The sequence below is a fragment of the Bdellovibrio sp. BCCA genome (assembly GCF_037996825.1).
In the GTDB taxonomy this organism is placed as follows: domain Bacteria; phylum Bdellovibrionota; class Bdellovibrionia; order Bdellovibrionales; family Bdellovibrionaceae; genus Bdellovibrio.
In genome coordinates, this window is record NZ_JBBNAC010000001.1 from 1,189,229 (window position 1) to 1,205,007 (window position 15,779).

Here is a 15,779-nt window from a genome sequence, read left to right on the forward strand (position 1 = left end):
TTAAAATCCCTCTGTACCTTGTTTTGTACCAAGTTTTGTTGGGCGCATTTTTGAGCCTGTGCCGATCGCATCAATCAAAGATTTTCCGAAGTGGGTCATCTCTTTGGCCGTCGGATCGATACCGTCATCAATCGCGTCTTTTGTATTTGTGTCGTTTGGATCAACGGTGAATTTCAAATTCTGCGGATTCAAAGCCACGCCGCCAGACGAAGAAACGCCTTGGTCTAAGATCGTCAAAGCTTTGTAGAGATTTAACTGACGAGACGTTCTTGTTTTAGACGCCAATTGAGTTTGCGCGTCTCCTGTTGCAAGAATATATTTTTTAACGTCTTCAGCTTTAAAAGATTGTTTGTGAGCCATCACCAAAGCCGCAGCACCCGTCACAAAGGCCGTCGCTTGAGACGTTCCCGTCATATATCCATAAGAACTTCCAGGAAGGCAGGAAAGAATATTCTGTCCTGGAGCTGCGATATCCACGGTCTCAACACCATAGTTGGAAGACGCCAGAACTTGGATTGAAGGATCAATCGCGGTGACAGAGATAATATTGCTTAGCTTATAATCGGCAGGGTAGTAGTGATATTGGTCGGAATTCGATCTTTCATTACCTGCTGCTGCGACAAAAAGAATTCCTTTTTTCTGAGCTTCAGCAATAGCGTCGTGCTCTTCTTGAGAAAACTCAGTTCCGCCGCCGGAGTAATTGATAATATTCGCACCCATTTTCACAGCGTACTTAATTGCTGCGACCGTGTTTTTCAAATTGTCTGTGCCGGGAACTTTTGGATCGTAATACTTAAGAATCATCAAGCTCACTTCAGGGGCAATACCTGTAATACCTTTTCCGTTCCCAGCCTCAGAGCCAATGATACCGGCGATATGAGTTCCGTGACCGTGATTGTCGTCGAGTTTTGGATTGTTGCTTACAAAGTTCCAACCATAAACGTCGTCAACAAAACCATTGCCGTCGTCGTCAATACCGTTTGTCGCTTTGTCACGGCCTTGAGCATCTTTGCCTGTCTCTCCAGGGTTTCTCCAAAGATTGTGAGCTAAGTCTTCGTGTTTAACGTCAATACCTGTATCGATCACGGCAACGACGATATCGCGGCTGCCTTTAGTCACAGACCATGCACGAGCGGCGTCGGACTTTTTAAGTCCCCAAGCTTGGCTGATGGCAGGGTCGTTGAAAAGGGCACTGGGTTCGTCTTCAACTTTGTCTGTTTTGGAAGTGATGAAAGAGTTTTCAAAAATACGATTGCTGTCTTTTTTGCTCGAACTTTGTGTGCGTGATGGAGATGACGATTCTGTTGAATAGAGATAAATCCCTAAACCGCCAAAGAAAACCAAACCGACACATGCTGCTGCAATCCACACTTTGCGAGAAAACATGAATTTTCCCCTTTCTCCACCATCTCTTATCGGTGTTTAGGGGAGGGTTCATAATAGTGTTTGCGGATTTTGTTTCAGAGCGAGGTCTTCAGACGACTTTGGTCTTGTATCAAGTTGAGACGAAGTACAGAAGACCTCGTCTTATCAAAGCTACTGTTTTTCTTTCCAGTCCCTGAATTGGGAAGGACGAATTTTGAACCTTGCGATATTTCCTTCATGGAGATGAATGATCTCTTTTTCTATTATTTCAGAAAGCTTTTGGGAGTCTTCCGTGTTCATTTGAAATTGCCTCACGGCCTCCTGTATCGCCGCCAAAATTTTTTTCCCAGGGACTTGTCTTAATACGATATCACTGATGACTTCCTGAATTTTATCGCGATGTTTTAGCTTGAACAAATCAGGCTCACCTAAGGATTGTTGAATCGCGGAATACTTATGCGTAGATCTTTCATAGGCCCAGGCAAAGAGATCCTTAAACAAAGAAATATCATTGAGTTCATAAACGGCAACAAGCGCTGTGATATAGGTTTGCTTAGGGACGTCTGTGAATGATAGAGGTTTTAAATTTCTTTTTACCAGCGGAATATTGGCAGCTAGGCGCGATGTGCGTTTATTAACATCTTCAAAAGCTTGCAGGTAAGAAATATGAATCAAAGCAAAAAAAGCCTGTTCAAATGGATCTTGAATTTTTTGCGCTTTTTCTAAAAGAAGATTGAAAAGCTCCTCGATGATATGCGGATTTTCTAGAGGTAAATATGTTGTTCCGGAAATAGATACAAGATTCTCGCGAAGCTTTCCGGAAGCCGCAGGATCTCCTAAAAGGTTATCAGAGAGAAGTGCATGTAAGCTGCATATTGTATAAGAATTGAATTCAATCTCACTGGCATTTTCGATTAAGAACTCAATGGCGGCTTTATGATTTAAAATCATTTGCGCCTCTGTGGCCTCTTTGCCTTCGGCGTACTCACCCAGTTCTAGAAGACGTTTTGTCTCTAACAAAGAATAATTATTTCCTTCCAGTCGACTGGAGTTCCAAGAAAGATCTATAAGCAGGCGGTTTAGAATATTGCGTGCATAAGTGCCAGCAGGCTTTTGTTTGCTGTCGACGGTACCAAGCTCCAGAAGTTTCTTTCGGATTGTTGTGTCGAGATAAAATGTTTTATTGGGAATGTAATCTCTTAGGAAGTCCTGGTTGTAGCCAACAGGTTTTCTTGTGACTATATCCGCAGTTACGTATTTAAAGGCTTTAAGAGCGGGGCCTTTGAGTGAGGAAATAGTCCATGCTGTAGAGGGGAGGTGGGGCGTAGAAATTTCTTCCTGTGCTTTTACTGGCGGTAAAGAATATTTTGTAGCGCGCGCCTTTCCAACGGAAAGAATTTGTCCGTCACCGACCAGCAAGCCGAGAGTTCGTTGAAGAGTTCTTTCTGAAACTTTGCTTGGAAGTCTTTCAAGAAGGTCTGCTTTTCCGAGGGGAGAGTTTTCTTTTAAAATATTTAAAAGGGCCTCTTTTAGGTCGAACTCATTAGACACAAACAGCTCCTGGCGCGATTTAAAATCGCGCCAATTGGTGGCGTGATTTTTGTTATGCTCGTTATATTTTAGAATATAAGATAAGATTGGCGCGATTTCAAGTATCGCGCCAATTGTTGGCGCGATTTTAGCGTAAAAAGCCCTCTCTAGGGCCAGGATATCTATTTTCTCAAAGCGAGAAGCTCTTCAGGGAACTGAGTGCTCTTTTCCGGGCTGAGCAATCTTTGATAGAAAACGTAGTTTCGCATCACAAGTTTGATGTAAGCGCGTGTTTCTTCGTAAGGAACTTCTTCGATAAACTCCACAGAGTCGTCTCTGTAACGGGTCTTAAGCCATCCACGAATCGCGCCGTCATTGGCGTTGTATCCAGACACCGCCAAGATGAATTGGTTGTTATACTTTTTCATCAAGGTCTTAAGTTCAAACGCACCCAGTGGAATATTGATTTCAGGCTTAAACAAATCCAAAGCTTCGCTGTAAGGTAAAGAGTTTTGTTTTGCGAGTTGTTTCGCAACACTTGGCAAAAGCTGCATCAAGCCGAATGCATCTACAGGACTGCGAGCTTCGGGATTAAACGCGGACTCTTGACGAATGATCGAGAAAATAAATTCTTGAGGAATGCCACTTTTTTGAGAAGCATCGGCAATGATGTCACCGAAAGCTTGTGGGAATAAAAGATCAGGATGGTCATTAAGCAAACGATCTTTTACTTCGGGTTGAAGAGCGCCAATTGTCGAGAATAAAGGCAAGTAAAGTCCTGTGCGAGCGTAACCGGAAGACATTGCAAGCCATGTGTCTTCAGCAGTGACATTGCGCTTTCGGAGGTCTTCAGCGGCGCCATTAAGAACTTTTTCCGCGAATGGTTTTTCGTTCACGGCGATAAGCCATTCAGTGTTCAAGCGAGTTTGCGGATCAAGTTCACCGACACCCAGCAGACTTAAACCTTCAAGTTCTTTATGGTCGACTTTCAGCGGTGGAAAATATTGCTTTTGTTCACGAACAGCAATAACGCCGTAATATCCAAGAGGATCTTCTTTAACGAGGCTTTGCAGTTCTGCTGTGGCTTCGACATTTTGATTTAACTTAGCAAATGAACGTGCCAGCCAAAATCTCGCGCGGGCTTTGTCTGATGGATCTTTAACGAGTTCTTTCATCTGCTGGAAGCTGTTTCTAGCATCTTCCCATTTTTCCAACTTGTAGTAGTTCCAAGATTTAAGCCAAGAGATTTTATCGCGCAGACCAGGAAGGCTGATCGGTTGCTGATAGCTTGCTTCAAAGTACTCAAGAGCTTTTGTGAAGTTTCCTTTTTCTTCGTCGATACGACCTAAGATAAAGTAAACTTCGTCCATCGGATAAAGACCACGAAGCAGACGGTGAGTTTCATTTAAAACTTTCACGGCTTGCGATGTTTGATCTTCCGTCCAAAGAGTTTTAGCGAATAAAACTTGAGCATCGTGATAGCGCGCAATCACACGGCGATCTTTTTTGTTTTGTTGGAACTGTTTTTTAGCCCAATTCACAAGATCCGCTGTCGCATTGATGTATTCACTGCGGCGTTGTGCGACCTTATAAGTTTGACGGATATTTTTTAAAGCTTGAAAAGTGTCATCTGTTGTCGCTTGCTTTGAAGCCAAAATCTTTTTGTAAGTTTTTAAAGCCTCATCAAAATCACGATGAAAGCGATAGTCTGCGGCCACAGCACTCAAATCACGGAATGTCGGTAGAGGATTTAAGCGCGGAGAGTTTTTGTAGAGCTGTGTTTGAATTTGCGCAACATCTTCTTTCGCTTCCAGTTTTTGCGCAATCAAAAGAGCTTTCAAATAAAGGTCTTCTTTATTTTTTTTACTGCTCTCAAGTTTGGCCTTTTCAATGTAAGCGGAAAGATCATCGCGTAGATCTTCTGTCTCTAGCGCTTCTTTCAGTTTGATATCAACATAAAGATCGCGATACCAAGGGGCTACGTTGCCAGGAAGCTCGGTGAGTTTTTCTTTCGCAGAACAAACTTCATAAGCGCGAAGCAGGGCTAAATCGTGTAAAGGGAAATCATGCTCTGTTGAAAGACCTTTAAAGCTTTCACAAGATTGCTCGGGCGCCGTTTCTTTTTTTGCTAAAGCGACAGTGTAGGTTTTCCACCAGCGAATGTTGTCTTCTTTGGCTCCGACTTCTAATTTTTCCAAATCAGAAAGCGGTGCTGATTTCCATTTGCTTAAAAAATTAGGAATGGGTGGTGTGAGGCGTTTATCAATACGCGTATCATAGCGCGAAGTCGTCGCGCAACCCATGATAACTGAAAAAAAAGAAAGGGCGATTATAATTCGAGGCATAGCCCTGTTAGGCTACGCCCTTTCGAAGAAAAGAACAAGCTTACAGACGGCCTGTTTGCAAAGCTTTGATGCGAGTCTCAAGTGGTGGGTGAGTCATGAACAACTTAGCAAGACCACCTTTGTCGCGGTTTGAAATCATCAATGTTGCTGTTGCTCCCTCTTCCGGCGGAATCGGTAGCTCATAGACAGCTTTAAGCTTTTGAAGAGCCGCAATCATATTCTCACGAGAAGAATATTTAGCTCCGCCCGCATCCGCGCGGAATTCGCGGCGGCGAGAGAAGTAGTTCACGACGATAGAGCCTAGCAATGTGAAGGCGATATCGCCCAAGATCGTGACGGCAAAGCGCACAATATCGCGGAATTTTTCGTCCACGTTGGAAGCCACGATGTTGGCAAGAATGCGCGAGAAGAACATCGCAAAAGCATTCACGATACCTTGGATCAAAGTCATTGTGACCATGTCGCCGTTCGCAACGTGCGCGATTTCATGGGCAAGAACGCCTTCGACTTCTTTGTCATTCATTCTCTGCAAAAGTCCTGTGGACACGGCCACAAGAGAATTGTTTTTCGAAGGACCTGTTGCAAAAGCGTTGATGTCGATAGATTCGTAAATACCAACCTCTGGCATTTTAGAAATCTGTGCGCGGCGAGCAAGCTCATGAACTTTATTTACAAGAGCGCGAAGTTCTGGATTTGGATTGTTGGGTTCAATGACTTTCACGCCATGGAACATTTTCGCCATCCACTTTGACATAAGCAAAGAGATGAAAGCGCCACCCATACCCCAAACCAAACAGAACGCCATGAGGAATGGAATGTAAGAGTTCAGACCTGCAAGGCCCAAGAAGCGGCTTACCAAAGACCAAACAATGCCGATGGTAGTGATCACAAGAATGTTTGTGAGGATAAATAAGCCAATACGTTTTAGAAATGCCATTAAGTTCACTCCTTTTAGAGTCACACTATTAATAATGATAACTCTAAAAGGAATGTCAATGCCATCACATCACGTCGTAACAGGTTGCTTTTGATTCTTTTGACCAGTGCCGTTAGGGGTGGTGCTAAAATGGAACTTCAAAATATCTTTTTCCAGTTCCACATTGACACGTCCGCCGTCGACAAGACGTCCAAAAAGAAGTTCGTCGACCAGAGCTTTTTTCAGATGTTCATCTACACAGCGAGCAAGAGGGCGCGCTCCGTAAACTTTGTCGTAGCCTTTTTTCATTAGCCACTTAATTACTTCTTGAGAAACATTCAGTTCTACTTTTTTCTCTAGAAGAACCATCTTAAGTTCATCCACGAATTTCTGAGTGATCTTAAGAACCATATCTTCCGACAAATCGCGGAAGGAAACCACGGCATCCAAACGATTGATAAATTCTGGTGAGAACGCTTTTTTAATCGCGTCCATCGAAAGAGAACTGCGATTTTCTTCCACCATGCCAATTGTGCCGCGCGAAGTTTCTAAAGCTCCCGCATTGGAGGTCATGACGATGATGACGTTTTTGAAATCAGCCACGCGTCCGTTGCTGTCGGTGAGTCGTCCTGCATCCATCACTTGCAACAACACATTTGTCACATCAGGATGGGCTTTCTCAATCTCATCAAGCAGAAGAACACTGTAAGGATGTTTGGTCACGGCTTCGGTGAGCAAGCCACCTTCTTCGTAACCCACATATCCCGGAGGCGCTCCGACTAAGCGAGCCACCGCATGTTTTTCCATGTACTCACTCATATCAAAGCGTTCAAAGTGAACACCCATGATTTGTGCGAGTTGACGACAGACTTCGGTTTTACCGACACCCGTGGGTCCTGTGAAAAGGAAACTGCCAATCGGTTTATTTGGTCGACCTAAACCACTGCGTGCAAACTTGATGTTTGCAACAAGGCGGTCAATCGCGTCGTCTTGACCAAATATAAGAGCTTTGAGTTTTTTATCAAGATCTTTAAGCTGCGTTTTTTCAGTCGAAGAAATACTTGCGATCGGAAGACCTGTCATCTTCGCAATCACTTCTTCGATTTCTGGTGCATCGATTTTAATATCTTCCGCATTTTCGTATTTCAAACGGAAGTGAGCTCCAGCCTCATCCAAAACGTCGATGGCTTTGTCGGGCAGAAGTTTTCCGTGAATATGTTTTTGCGAAAGCTCAACAGCTGAACGTAAAGCTTCGTCCGTGAATTTGACTTCGTGATATTCTTCATAAGATTTGCGAAGTCCTTTGAGGATTTTTACGCAATCTTCTTTTGAAGGTTCATTGACATCAATTTTTTGAAAGCGACGATTCAAAGCACGGTCTTTTTCAAAATACTGACGGTATTCGCTGTGAGTTGTTGAGCCAATGCAGCTAATGTCACCACTTGCAAGAGCGGGTTTTAACAAGTTCGAGGCATCCATAGAGCCGCCACTTGTTGCTCCAGCTCCAACAATCGTATGAATTTCGTCGATAAATAAAATCGCGCCCGGGCGTTTTGCGATGTCTTTCACGACCGCTTTAAGACGTCCCTCGAAATCTCCGCGGAATTTAGTTCCGGCCAGCAAGCCTCCTAAATCCAAAGAGTAAATCACGGCGTTTTTTAATTTTTCAGGAACATTTCCTTGCACGATTTTTTGCGCAAGTCCCTCGGCGATGGCTGTTTTACCAACTCCTGGTTCGCCGATGAGCAACGGATTGTTTTTCGTGCGACGGCAAAGAACTTGAATCGTTCGATCCAAAATATCTTCGCGGCCAATCAAAGGATCTAATTTTCCCTGTTTGGCTTTGTCATTTAAATTCACGCAAAAACTTTCAAGCGGGGAGCCGCGGCCTTCCTCGTACGCTTCGCCTTGGTATTCTGAAGTGCGAGGAGACGCTGCCGGAGGAATGTCGTGTTCTTTTCCGTCTTTTGTGATTCCGTGAGAAATGTAATTAATGATATCGAACTGAGTAAGACCCTGTCGCGCCAACGCAAACGTTGCGTGCGAATCTTGTTCATAAAATAACGAAACCAAAAGACTTCCTTCACTGATTTGATTGCGTCCTGCGCTTTTCATTTGAATGGCAGCGCGCTGGATCAGTCGGTGACAGGCCAAAGTAAACTCTGGAGTCCACGACTCAAATCCTCCGTAAGAAGAAAGTTGGTCATCAGTTATTTGGGGAATACCGACTTTAAGATGATCGCGAAGATCTTGACGAAGTTTCTGGACGTTGACGGCACAGGCCTCTAAGATTTCCACCATCACCGGCGATTCGGTGAGGACTAAGAGTATGTGTTCCAACGTCACGAATTCATGATGGTGGCGTTTCGCGAGTTCTGTAGCTTCTGCGAGCTTGCGCTCAAGTTCCCGGCTCATCATGCTTCCTCCTCCAGTGTACTTTTCAGGGGATACTGATTGAGTTGCGCGAACTGGTTGACTTGCATCACTTTCATCTCGGCAATCTCTAGACTGTAGACCCCGGCGACACCTGCACCCTTCTTATGTACATCTAACATGACTTGCGTTGCTTGCTCTTCTGTTTTTGCAAAAAAACGACGCAATACAAGGACGACGAAATCCATGGGGGTATAGTCATCATTGAGAAGAATCACCTTATACATCTTAGGTGTGTCTAATTTCGGGACGATCTGGACGCCCGCTTCCCCCTCAGGATTCGAGAATGGATAGTTGCTGTTATTATTATTGTTATTATCACCCATGCTTTTATTCTACCTTATGACTCAATTTGAGCACTCTTTCGTCTTTAGCAAGTCTAGTCCCTTGTGAAAAGCTGTAGAAAAGTCGAGAATAGATTATGAACCTAAGTGTGTTTGATGGACGTTAAAGGGAACGGTTTGTGGGTTCATATTTAGAGCACTCTCTTGCATTCATCTTTTAATTTTGACACACTTATGTGGGTAAACAGAAAAAAAGAACCATGGAGGTCTTTAATGTCTTTTTCATCTAGAAATTCTCAGCGCGGTTTCTCGCTCGTTGAGTTGATGGTCGTTGTGGCGATCATCGGTATCTTGGCGGCGATTGCGGTGCCTTCAGTTAATAAATACATGGCGAAAGCCCGTCAATCTGAAGCGAAGACTAACTTGTCGTCTTTGTATACTGCAGAAAAAGCATTTTATGCCGAATACAATGTTTATGATTCTCGCTTCGCGGCTATTGGATATTCGCCGGAAGGAACTATGAGATACAATATTGGTTTCAATGCGAACGGAATTCAGGCTGGACCTGCCAATGGGTACAATCCTACAACAGCCCCAGCTGGTAATATTGCTGCGAATACTTATTGTGGTGCTGCTGGCGTGATGAATGCGAATAAGTGTGCTTTGGCTAATGGTGCTACGAATGCGGCACCTCCGAATATTGTGGCCGCTATGTGTCCTGCTGTTGCGGGCGGCGCGCCAATCGTTGCTGGTTGTACACCAAACGGGGATACATTCCAAGCTGGTGCAGGTGCGCAGATCCAGTCTGGTGGTGGTGCCGTTCCTGATTATTGGAAAATTGACAGTAACAAAACTCTTTTGAACTCTCAGCTTGGTATTCGCTAATACTAAAGGTTATCTGATGCAACTGAGTTTAAGGCTCGCAAACAAAATCCCAAGCATAGTGCTTGGGATTTTTTCTTTGTTGTTAATATTCTTATCTAATTCTTTGAGAGAAAACGAAGGCGCTAGAAGTCGGCATCTTATTGCTCCGCCGCCGCAACTCGAGAAATTCAGCTTTGGTTTCCAAGAGTCAATCGCGGATTTAATATGGATTCGAGCGATTCAGGATTTTGATTATTGTGAAGCCGAAATTACGGAGAGAACATGTCAAAACAACTCTTGGCTATACAAAATGTTAAATACTGTTACCAATCTATCGCCTAATTTTAGAGCGCCGTATGCCTCAGGTGCATTAGCATTGACTGTTATTATTACGGATATTGATGGTGCCACAAAAATTTTTGATAAGGGTGTCCAAGCGTTTCCTCATGATTGGCCAATTCTTTACAGGGCTGCGTATCATTATTTGTATGAAGTAAAAGATAAAAAGAGAGCTGCAGAGTTATTAATTCAGGCTGGGGAACATGGTGCTCCTTCATGGGTATTTACATTGGCAGGAAGGCTTTATTCCGACGCTGGCCAGATGGAATTAGCGGAAAAACTTCTAAGAGAAATGATTCGCAACGAACAAGACCCAACTCTCATCAAACGCCTCCAAGACAAAATCAATTCCATGAAAAACGCGGAATCTTCTAAATAGAAGCATTGCGTCCAATACGAGAATCACTAAATTTTCCAAGGAAGCATTGACGGAAGCTCTGTCGTCACCATATTTTGAATTGCACTCGTACATTCAATGACTTACGGAAGATTATGGCTCAAAGAGACTACTACGATATTTTAGGCGTACCCAAAGATGCAGAACAAGATGCGATCAAAAAAGCGTATCGCAAATTGGCCATGCAATTTCATCCGGATAAAAATCCGGGGAATAAGGAAGCCGAAGAAAAATTCAAAGAAGCTGCTGGAGCTTACGAAGTTTTAAGTGATCCACAAAAACGCGCGCAGTACGATCGCTTCGGTCACGATGCATTCACCGGTCGCGGTGGTGGAGGCGCAGGCTTCCAAGATGTTGACGATATTTTCGCACACTTTGGCGATATCTTCGGGGATTTCTTTGGCGGAGGTATGGGTGGTCAACAAAGACAACGCCGCAATCGCAATGAGCCTCGTCGTGGTTCTGATCTTCGCTACGTCACTGAAGTGACATTGAAAGAAGTCATCACAGGTCTTGAAAAAGAAATTGAATTCGACACAGAGAAAAACTGCGATGATTGCAAAGGCACGGGCGCAGAAAAAGGTTCGCAAGTTGTGACCTGTACAATGTGCGGAGGCTCAGGCCAAGTCGTGCGCTCGCAAGGTTTTTTTGCGATGGCATCAACGTGCCCGCAGTGTCACGGCCAAGGCACACAGATTAAAAATCCATGTAAGTCATGCAAAGGCAAAGGCCGCGTGAACGAACATCGTAAGATCCGTCTTAACATTCCTGCTGGAGTCGACACAGGCACACGCCTTCGTGTTGCGACAGAAGGTGAGGGTGGATACATGGGAGGTCCTCCAGGGGATCTTTATGTTGAGATTCGTGTGAAACCTCATTCGCACTTTGAACGTCGTGGAGATGATCTCTTCGCAGAACTTTCTGTGCCATATGTACAAATGTTGTTAGGTGCAGAGATTGAAGTCCCAACTGTCACAGGCAAAGCGAATTTGGAAATTCCAAAGGGTGCGCATCCTGCGGACAATGTAAAACTTCAAGGTGAGGGTTTACCATCACTACGTGGAAATCGTCGCGGCGATATTTATTTCCATATCAACGTGCAGTTCCCAGATAAGCTCAATAAAGATGAAGAAAAACTTCTCCGCGACATCGCAAAATCTCGCGGTCTAAAAGTCGCGCCTGAGGGCGGTGGCTTTTTTGGACGGAAGAAGTAGAGTCATGCGATAGGAAAGTCCAGTTTCCACTAAGTAATGCAAAAGCAGATGACATAAATCTCCCATAAATTAACAATTAGTTGTTTATCATTATAGGAGTAACCAAATGAAGTCTGTTTTACGTTGTACAGCCTTTTTCTTATTCTTTACCTATCCCTTAGCTCTTTTTGCGCAAATTACGTGTGAACAATACCGTGCTGAGTATATTAAGTGGGTACAGGATGGCAGCTGTTCTGCAGATGCGGGATGCCAGGAAGGGTCTTACTGGAGATCCTGCATAAGTTACTCTGGCGTCAGTGTGACTTCCGCAGAAAATAATAGCGAAAAGATATCTTGCGTGGGAACTCAGGTTTATGACACTTGGGATGATGACCCAGCCCCTCCAGATGTTCCTCCTACTCATGATGTTTCTCATTGGGTTGTGGAATACTATATAGGCAGATGTAATACTCAACCTCCTCCACCAAGTAACCCGCCGTCTGGCCCAAGTTCGTCAAGTGGTCCTCCTGGTTCGTGTCCGATTAAAGGTTCTATCGTGCATTTGGAAGACCGCTCTTTATCTGAGAGTGTGCCTATTGTTGGAGCGCCTTTTTCATTATTTTACCACTCTTCATTTCAAGAGGGACGAACGGCAAATTTTAAAATCAAAATAGATATTTCGGGTGATGAGCCTCGAGACTATATTCAATCATTTGTGGTTGAGAACCGTAGGAATGGCGTCCTTGTTGATACCGTAACGTATCCAACTTCGTCGGCAAATCAAAATTATTCATACATTTGGAATGGTATGGATGCTTCAAATACCACTAAAGTGCCTTCCGCGAAATTTAGTGTAGCGATAAATGAAACTTCTCCTGTTGGAACATTTCCTGTGTTGCATGAGATCACTCTAGCACATTTTAGCGCCAAAGGTATCGGTCTTGGAGGATGGTTGCCAAGTATTTTAAAAAGGTATGATCCGCTTGCAATGAGAATGTATTCTGCTGAGGGTGGGTTTACAGAAGTTGAGGCAAAACCTATTGATTTAACCTATCTGTATGTTCCAAGTAGTTCAGGAAATGAAGTTTATATATTTGATGCTACAGGAAGGCATATTCAAACGCGAACTGGATTGACAGGCGCTACAATCTTCTCATTTAACTATGACGTGAATGGATACTTGATTTCTATTTCTCAACCTTTTGGGAGAACTACATTTTTTAACCGCAACCTCAGCGGAAAAATAGTTTCTATTACGTCACCGAAAGGTCAAATAACGACCATCGGTCTGGATACTAACGACTATATTTCTTCAATAAAAAATCCAAATAATGAGACCTACAACTTTACTTACTATGGAATAGGTGGGCTCCTTTATACATTTCAAAAACCTCGCGGCGAACTCAGTAGTTTTTACTACGATACCGAGGGATATATAGTAAAAGATGAGCACTCTGGCGGGTATTTTTTTGATCTAGTAAAAGGTATAAATTTCGGGGTTGGCTCTGATGTAACGGTAACTTCTTCCATGGGCAGGACGGTTAACGTTCAAACTACAGTAGGGTCTGAATCAATAAACAGAAATATTTTCTCTTCTTCAGGACTAAACACTTCATCTTCCTATACGAAGCAAGGTTCGGAGTACAATCGTTACGATGTAATGCCAGGATACTCTAGAATGGCCTTATCCTCTGACGACAAGCGTTTTGGAAAAGGAGTTAGATTTGTACAGAACGAAACGCTCTCTATAAATGGAGCGGGCAGTAGGCAAAATACCAGCACCCAGGATATAACCTTAAACGATACAAATGACCCTTTTTCTGTTTCATCTTGGTTATTTGAGTCACAACTTAGTGGTACAAATACAAAGGTGAGCACAAGTTATGATCCAATTACTAAAACCTTCACTTCCACTACATATTTAAATCGAACGACGGAAGTGAAAATTGATTCTTATGAGCGAGTGACATCCTGGAAAAAAGGGAGTTTAAATGCTGTATTATTCAACTATAGCAGTGAAAATTTAGCTTCTATTTCTCAAGGGTCCCGTACAACCACGCTTGATTATAACACTACATCTGGCTTTCTTGAAAGCATCACAAGTCCATTGAATCAGGCAACAACCTTTGTATACAATAATGCGGGACGAGTTACTTCAAAGATACTTCCAGATTCAAGAGTCATAGGTTTCGGCTACGATGCCAACGGAAATGTCACAAGCGTAACTCCTCCAGGAAAACCCGCACATGTATTCGGAATCAACGCTCACGAGGTTGTCGGTTCTTATGAACCGCCGACATTAAGTGGAGTTTCTGTAGTCAACACAACCTATCAATACAATCTCGATAAACAACTTACCCAGATCACGAGACCTGATGGGGCTACGATTGATTTTAATTACGGATTAACAACGGGTGTTTTAGAAAGCTTCGTAACTCCTGACGGAACTTACACTCAAACCATGGATACAACGAACGGATTGCCATCAACAATCTATCAACCAGATAATTCGTGGACATCAATTTCCTATGCTGGAACAAGCATGATTGGTTCTACGAACTACGATTCATCTTCGTCAATGATCGGAAGTTATGCTCCGACATTCTCAAGTGTCGCATTGGTGGAGTCTGATACAGTGACAAACAGTATTGGAACAACATCAACGATTTCTTACCAATACAACGACGACGAAGACCTCAAAAAAGCAGGAGACGTCACTCTCACGTACAACACACCTAACGGCCAACTCACTGGCACAAGTATGGGCTCTGGGACTTCTGCGATCACAGACGCGTATACATACAACAACTACGGCGAAGTCACTGATTACGTAGCTAAACGAGGCACAACGACGATCTACAGTTTAACACTTGCTCGTGATGCTTCAGGGCGCATCAACGGAAAAACTCAAACGATGAACGGTACGACGGATGCCTATGATTATACGTTTGACGTTACGGGCAGACTGACAGAGACCAAGAAAAATACGGCGACAGTTGCGACTTACAACTATGACTCCAACAGCAACCGCAATGGAGGAACGATTGGCGCTCAACCAACGTCTGCGACATATGACGACCAAGATCGTCTTCTAACTTACAACACGTTATCGTTCACATATAATGCTAACGGAGATCTCGCGAGTAAAACCAACAATACTCTTAGTCAGACCACTCAGTACACATACGACGTCTTCGGCAATTTGAAACAAGTGCAACTGCCAAGTGGAACCGTGATTACTTATGAAGTCGATGCTCTTAACAGACGCATCGGCAAAAGAGTAAATGGAGTCCTGCAAAGACGTTGGGTCTATATGGATCAGTACCGCATCGCTGCGGAACTTAATGCTTCCGGAGCCATCACGAAACGTTTCGTCTATGGTTCAAAATCTAATATTCCGGATTACATGATCATGGGAAGCACAAAATACAGAATCATTTCTGATCATTTGGGTTCTCCAAGACTTGTTGTGAAAATGTCTGACGGTTCCATTGCGCAAAGAATGGACCACGATGAGTTCGGCCGAGTCACGGTGAACACAAGCGCGGATTTCACTCCGTTTGGTTTTGCGGGAGGTCTTTACGATCAGCAAACTGGATTGGTGAGATTTGGCGCGAGGGATTATGATCCGGAGACTGGTCGGTGGACAAGCAAAGATCCGATCTTGTTCAAAGGGGGAGATGTCAACATCTTTGGGTATGTGCAAAATGATCCGGTTAACTTTGTAGATCCTATTGGTCTTTGGTCTATTCAAGCGTCTATTTTTACCGGCGCGGGAGGTTCTATTACAATTGGAGCAGACAATAGTTCTGGAAGACCGTTTATCACTCTTAGATTTGGTTATGGAATAGGTGTCGGTGCCTCATATGATGAAAAAGGGTCATCACCGGTACCCCAATGTCCTCAAAACGGTCCTAATGCTTCTATAGGTTTGTATGGTGATGCATCTGTGACTAACGGACCTCACGAGGTTGGAGTTTCTGGAGGAGGGGGGGTATCTTCCAAGAGAAGCGCACCGTACTATCTGTATTCCAGTCCAACTAATACACTAGGAACATCTATGGGTGTTGGAGGTGGTGCTTCCGTAGGAGTTGAGTTATCTTTTTTCTAATG

10 protein-coding genes are annotated in these 15,779 nt (G+C 43.8%); 4 read left to right on the top strand and 6 right to left on the bottom strand.

What is annotated here, in order from left to right; genetic code table 11:
- The 6 genes from AAAA78_RS05860 to clpS all read right to left on the bottom strand — a co-directional run bounded on the left by AAAA78_RS05860 (position 1) and on the right by clpS (position 8,915).
- Entirely contained in the window at positions 1–1,386 is a 1,386-nt protein-coding gene (locus AAAA78_RS05860) for a S8 family peptidase (RefSeq protein WP_340590853.1), read from the bottom strand.
- Positions 1,387–1,536: 150 nt separating this feature from the next.
- Positions 1,537–2,916 carry a Fic family protein gene (locus AAAA78_RS05865; protein ID WP_340590854.1) on the bottom strand — a complete coding sequence of 460 codons (1,380 nt, stop codon included), beginning with the start codon at positions 2,914–2,916 and terminating at the stop codon, positions 1,537–1,539.
- Positions 2,917–3,077: 161 nt separating this feature from the next.
- Positions 3,078–5,240, bottom strand: coding sequence for a lytic transglycosylase domain-containing protein (locus tag AAAA78_RS05870; RefSeq protein ID WP_340590855.1), 2,163 nt, complete (start codon positions 5,238–5,240; stop codon positions 3,078–3,080).
- A gap of 40 nt (positions 5,241–5,280) precedes the next feature.
- Positions 5,281–6,177, bottom strand: a complete 897-nt coding sequence (gene htpX / locus AAAA78_RS05875; RefSeq protein WP_340590856.1) for a protease HtpX — start codon at positions 6,175–6,177, stop codon at positions 5,281–5,283.
- A gap of 69 nt (positions 6,178–6,246) precedes the next feature.
- Complete coding sequence (gene clpA / locus AAAA78_RS05880) at positions 6,247–8,574, bottom strand: ATP-dependent Clp protease ATP-binding subunit ClpA (RefSeq protein WP_340590857.1); 2,328 nt, start codon at positions 8,572–8,574, stop codon at positions 6,247–6,249.
- Positions 8,571–8,915 carry an ATP-dependent Clp protease adapter ClpS gene (gene clpS / locus AAAA78_RS05885; RefSeq protein WP_295906214.1) on the bottom strand — a complete coding sequence of 115 codons (345 nt, stop codon included), beginning with the start codon at positions 8,913–8,915 and terminating at the stop codon, positions 8,571–8,573. Before clpS ends, clpA begins: the two co-directional genes overlap by 4 nt.
- 231 nt (positions 8,916–9,146) lie before the next feature.
- Here clpS and AAAA78_RS05890 point away from each other — a divergent pair, with 231 nt between their 5' ends.
- The 4 genes from AAAA78_RS05890 (at position 9,147) to AAAA78_RS05905 (ending at position 15,777) form a co-directional block, all read left to right on the top strand.
- Positions 9,147–9,758 carry a type IV pilin protein gene (locus AAAA78_RS05890; protein WP_340590858.1) on the top strand — a complete coding sequence of 204 codons (612 nt, stop codon included), beginning with the start codon at positions 9,147–9,149 and terminating at the stop codon, positions 9,756–9,758.
- A 16-nt stretch (positions 9,759–9,774) separates the two neighbouring features.
- Positions 9,775–10,455, top strand: coding sequence for a tetratricopeptide repeat protein (locus AAAA78_RS05895; protein ID WP_340590859.1), 681 nt, complete (start codon positions 9,775–9,777; stop codon positions 10,453–10,455).
- Positions 10,456–10,565: 110 nt separating this feature from the next.
- Positions 10,566–11,687, top strand: a complete 1,122-nt coding sequence (gene dnaJ / locus AAAA78_RS05900; RefSeq protein ID WP_445291997.1) for a molecular chaperone DnaJ — start codon at positions 10,566–10,568, stop codon at positions 11,685–11,687.
- A gap of 106 nt (positions 11,688–11,793) precedes the next feature.
- Entirely contained in the window at positions 11,794–15,777 is a 3,984-nt protein-coding gene (locus AAAA78_RS05905) for an RHS repeat domain-containing protein (protein ID WP_340590861.1), read from the top strand.
- The last annotated feature ends 2 nt before the right edge of the window (positions 15,778–15,779 follow it).

Coding starts and splice junctions, on each gene's coding strand:
- AAAA78_RS05860 (WP_340590853.1), bottom strand. CDS start 1,386: ATGTTTTCTCGCAAAGTGTGGATTGCAGCAGCATGTGTCGGTTTGGTT.
- AAAA78_RS05870 (WP_340590855.1), bottom strand. CDS start 5,240: ATGCCTCGAATTATAATCGCCCTTTCTTTTTTTTCAGTTATCATGGGT.
- htpX (WP_340590856.1), bottom strand. CDS start 6,177: ATGGCATTTCTAAAACGTATTGGCTTATTTATCCTCACAAACATTCTT.
- clpA (WP_340590857.1), bottom strand. CDS start 8,574: ATGATGAGCCGGGAACTTGAGCGCAAGCTCGCAGAAGCTACAGAACTC.
- clpS (WP_295906214.1), bottom strand. CDS start 8,915: ATGGGTGATAATAACAATAATAATAACAGCAACTATCCATTCTCGAAT.
- AAAA78_RS05890 (WP_340590858.1), top strand. CDS start 9,147: ATGTCTTTTTCATCTAGAAATTCTCAGCGCGGTTTCTCGCTCGTTGAG.
- AAAA78_RS05895 (WP_340590859.1), top strand. CDS start 9,775: ATGCAACTGAGTTTAAGGCTCGCAAACAAAATCCCAAGCATAGTGCTT.
- AAAA78_RS05905 (WP_340590861.1), top strand. CDS start 11,794: ATGAAGTCTGTTTTACGTTGTACAGCCTTTTTCTTATTCTTTACCTAT.